This is a genomic window from Rhizobium sp. BK399 (assembly GCF_014194695.1).
Taxonomy (GTDB): domain Bacteria; phylum Pseudomonadota; class Alphaproteobacteria; order Rhizobiales; family Rhizobiaceae; genus Rhizobium.
This window is the reverse complement of record NZ_JACIAH010000043.1, coordinates 1-4,017: the sequence shown is the minus strand read 5'-3', so window position 1 is coordinate 4,017 and position 4,017 is coordinate 1. Positions and strand designations below refer to the sequence as shown.

The 4,017-nt window shown below is 60.2% G+C and carries 3 protein-coding genes; 1 reads left to right on the top strand and 2 read right to left on the bottom strand.

What is annotated here, in order from left to right; all coding sequences use genetic code 11:
• Positions 1-524: 524 nt before the first annotated feature.
• Positions 525-1,553: an IS110 family transposase gene (locus tag FHT97_RS30530; protein WP_183865199.1), complete on the bottom strand. Its 1,029-nt coding sequence runs from the start codon at positions 1,551-1,553 to the stop codon at positions 525-527.
• A 489-nt stretch (positions 1,554-2,042) separates the two neighbouring features.
• Here FHT97_RS30530 and FHT97_RS30525 point away from each other — a divergent pair, with 489 nt between their 5' ends.
• Positions 2,043-3,812, top strand: coding sequence for an adenylate/guanylate cyclase domain-containing protein (locus FHT97_RS30525; RefSeq protein WP_183865197.1), 1,770 nt, complete (start codon positions 2,043-2,045; stop codon positions 3,810-3,812).
• A 79-nt stretch (positions 3,813-3,891) separates the two neighbouring features.
• Here the strand turns inward: FHT97_RS30525 and FHT97_RS30520 are convergent.
• On the bottom strand, positions 3,892-4,017 hold a 126-nt coding region (locus tag FHT97_RS30520; protein ID WP_183865195.1), incomplete at its 5' end, for a transposase domain-containing protein.

Genomic DNA, 4,017 nt, shown 5'->3' with positions numbered 1-4,017 from the left:
AGATGGAAACGGCGATCCATGCCGAAAAGGACGGTGCGATCGCGGAAGTGCTGGTCAAGGCGGGCGATCAGATCGACGCCAAGGACCTGTTGGTCCTCATTGATGCTTGATGCTCCGCAGCAAAGGCGCTGGCGCGTGGAAAATCCGGCAGCGACTGATGTCGCACGGCTTGGGACAGATAAGCCACGAGCCGTTTAGGCCGATGGTTTGCTTCAACCCGTCTACGAGCGGCTGACAGAGGGATGATATACACCGACGAACGAGGATGACTGCTTCTCTAATCGGGCATTGGGGTCAAGCTCATTTCTGATCTTCGGTGGTCTGATCGTTCACGCGGGTCACGCTTCTCTTCGCAGTCTGTTGGCTCCCTTGCGTTTGGAGCCGCTGCACGCATGCATGGGATCTGGGTCTGGAGAGCCTCGCTTTTGGACGCGCTCGAAGCGCAGCAGTCATTAACGGCTTCTTCCATCCCGTCGTCCGCATGGGACGATCCGGCCAGGATCAAATTCGAAGGCTATATCAGTTCATACTGAGGCCTCCGATCCGAACCGGAACTCTGTGCCGTCGATCCACATGCGGTGCAGCACGACGGCAATCTTGCGAGCGACAGCGACGATAGCTCTCCGGCGGCCCTTGGTCTTCATCAGCCGCACGCCCCAGGCCTTCAGGCTGTTCCAGGCGATTGACCGCATCAGCATTGCGTTAGCGGCAGCATAGAGGGTCGCCCGTACGTCAGTATCGCCTGCATGTGAGATACGGCCGGGATTGTCTTTCTCGCCGGACTGGAAACGCCGCGGTGTCAGCCCAAAGTGGGCTCCAACGGTGCGCGAGCTTTTGAAGCGGGTCGGATCGTCGACTGCGGCCTTGAAACTTAAAGCCGTTATCTCGCCGACGCCTGGGATACCCATGAACCGCATGCAAATAGCGTCTTCGCGGGCCGCCCTTCGTACACGTCGATCGAGTTCGAGAAAGGTTTCCAAGAGCATCTGCCTGGCCTGCAACATCGGCAGCAGGGCATGACTCAGTGCTGGATCGTTTCCGATGGTGTCGCCGACCGCCGCGTCGAATGCACCGCGCGATAGACGCATCGGCAGCTTGACACCGAAGACCTTCAGCAGCCCGCGGATTTCGTTCTCAAGATCGATGCACTTTCGCTGCATGACCTTGCGGCTGGTAAGCAGTGCTCTGATGTAATGGCTTTCGACGCTCTTCACGTGCACTTGACTATACCAACCCGATCGTAGGATTTGGGCGATGCCGCGAGCGTCATGTTTGTCGGTCTTGTTGCGCATGGCTGAAAGAGCGGCATTGACCTGGCGGGCCTCCATGCACACCACGTCGAACCCTGCTTCCTTCAGTCCGTAGGTCAGATGTTGGGTCAGCGTGCCAGCCTCCAGCCCTACCTGGTGAATCGGTTCGCCGAACTCGTGCAGGCAGTGAACTAAGTCCGGCACGTCAGATGGGACGGATCGCTCAAATCGAACCTTTCCATCCTGGTCAATGATGCAGATCGCCACTGAGCGCAGCGACACGTCCAAAGCAGCATAAAACATCGTCGTCTCCCTTCATCTCGGCTAAGCCGAGATACTAGTGGGAGCTCGCCCCTGGTGGGACCGCCCGATTACACATGCTATTGGCGAGGCAATCAAGCCGCACAGCCCTCTCGCGGCGACGTCTGCTTTCGGGCAGCGGCCAAGCTAGTCTCTACGGCCGCCATGGCGGCGCAAAGCTGCCGTTTCAGCGTTGGGTCAGAATGCCGAAGCGATCATCAGGAAAAATTGCGGACTTAAGAGGACTGGCACAGGCTGCAGATCTTCAAAGAGCATATATTCGAGCGGCTCGGACATCGTCGTGACCTGACCTTGAGCGGGCTTCCGCAACGACAGCGTCGATCGGCCGGGAGCCTGAAGAGCAGTCATTGCGTAGGGCTACAACGTCGGCTGCGTCCAGCTCGATCGCAACCGAGAGCGCTCTGAGCAGCGGCTGAAAGTTCTTTCTTGCCCCCTGTCTCCCTGCTATCCTGAATGTGAGGAGACGGCGCCATGAGCGAGAGCCGAAAGCTGGCTGCAATCCTGGCTGCGGACGTGGTTGGGTACAGTCGGCTTGCCGGCGCCGACGAGGAACGCATCCTGGCGAGGCTACGGGCACTGCGCAGCGATCTCATCGATCCGACGATCGCCGTTCACCATGGCAGGGTGGTGAAGCGAACCGGCGATGGTGCGCTGGTCGAGTTCCGCAGCGTGGTGGACGCCGTGCGTTGCGCCATTGAGGTGCAGAACGGTATGGTTGAACGCAATGACGGCGTGCCGCAGGACCGTCGCATCGAGTTCCGGATCGGTATCCATTTGGGCGATGTCGTCGAGGAAAGCGACGGCGATCTGATGGGCGATGGCGTCAACATCGCCTCGCGATTGGAGGGCGTCGCCGCGGCCGGCGCGATCTGCCTATCCGAGGATGCCTATCGCCAAGTCAAGGCGAGGCTGGACCTCTCGGTCAGCGATCTCGGCAACACGCAACTCAAGAACATCGCCGAACCAATCCGGGTCTATTCGCTGCAAGTCGGCAGCGCCGGGACCAAGGCAGCCGCGGCCTCGGAAACCGCGACGAGCCAACCGGCGATAGCAACGTCGCCGAAGCTATCGATCGCCGTTCTGCCCTTCGTCAACATGAGCGGCGATGCCGAACAGGACTACTTCGCCGACGGCATCTCGGAAGACATCATCACGGCGCTATCGAAGTTGTCGCAGCTCTTCGTTATCGCCCGCAATTCGTCGTTCACTTTCAAGGGCAAGAACGTCCATGTGCAGGAGGTGGGCACGAATCTCGGCGTGCGGTATGTTCTTGAGGGCAGCGTACGCAAATCGGGGAACAGGGTACGCATCACGGCGCAGCTTATCGACGCGACCACCGGCGGGCATCTATGGGCGGAGCGGTTCGATCGCGACCTGACCGACATATTCGCTGTTCAGGACGGTGTAACGCAGCAGATCGTCGACGCACTGGCGGTCAACCTGACAGAGGGCGATCGGAAAAGGCTGGCGCCGGGGCAGACCGGGCACCCCGAGGCGTATGACTGCTTCCTGCGTGGCCGGGAGCTGTGGCATCGCCTGACGAAGCAAACGAACAGCGACGCCCGCGACCTTTTGCAACATGCCGTCGAACTGGACCCGAACTTCGCCTCGGCGCACGCCTTTCTCGCCCTGACCCACGGGCTCGACTATTTGAACCGATGGAGCGCGTCGCCGCAGCGCTCGATTCAGCAGGCCGAAGAGGCTGCGACGCTGGCGGTGGCACGGGATGATAGCGATCCCGTGGCCCACTGGGCACTGAGTGTGGTCAGGCTTTACTCACGACAGCACGATAGAGCCATCAGCGAGGCCGAGCGTGCGATAAGTCTCAATCCGAACTTCGCCGAAGGGCAGGTCAGCCTCGGGGAGGCACTTCTCTATTCAGGCAGATCCGAGGAGGCACTCGCCTGTTTCGATCGGGCCAAGATATTGAACCCGTACTTTCCGGATGTCGTTCTCCACTTTCAGGCCTGGGCCTGGTTTCAACTGCGAAGGTACGAAGAGGCCGTTAAATTGTTGGTGCAGCGCGTGAGTCGCAATCCCGTCACCGACGTCTCGCGCGCGCTTCTGGCCGCCTGTTACGGACACCTCGGCCGTTTCGAAGAGGCTCGGGCGACGTGGCAAGAGGTGCTGCGCGTCAATCCCGACTACTCCTTGGAATACCGCCGCAAAGTCTTGCCCTTCAAGAACCCCGCCGATTTCGAGCTCGTCATGGAAGGGCTGCGCAAGGCCGGTGTCGTATAATGATGGTAAGCGCGATTTTCGATGCGCATTGACGGCTGCTGCACCGCTCGCCTCGCATCCGTACCGAGATCCGGCTCTGTTAGGCGGTGGATGTTTTCGAGAAGTTGATCGGTAGCAGGTCGCCGATGTCGGCGTCGTCGTCTCGCTGCGGCAACTCAGTGAGCGCGTGTCGTAGCCAGATCAGAGGGTCGACGCCACAGGCGCG

What these genes read in the sequence shown, in the direction of transcription:
- FHT97_RS30530 (WP_183865199.1), bottom strand. Translation starts at nt 1,553, where the DNA reads ATGTTTTATGCTGCTTTGGACGTGTCGCTGCGCTCAGTGGCGATCTGC.
- FHT97_RS30525 (WP_183865197.1), top strand. Translation starts at nt 2,043, where the DNA reads ATGAGCGAGAGCCGAAAGCTGGCTGCAATCCTGGCTGCGGACGTGGTT.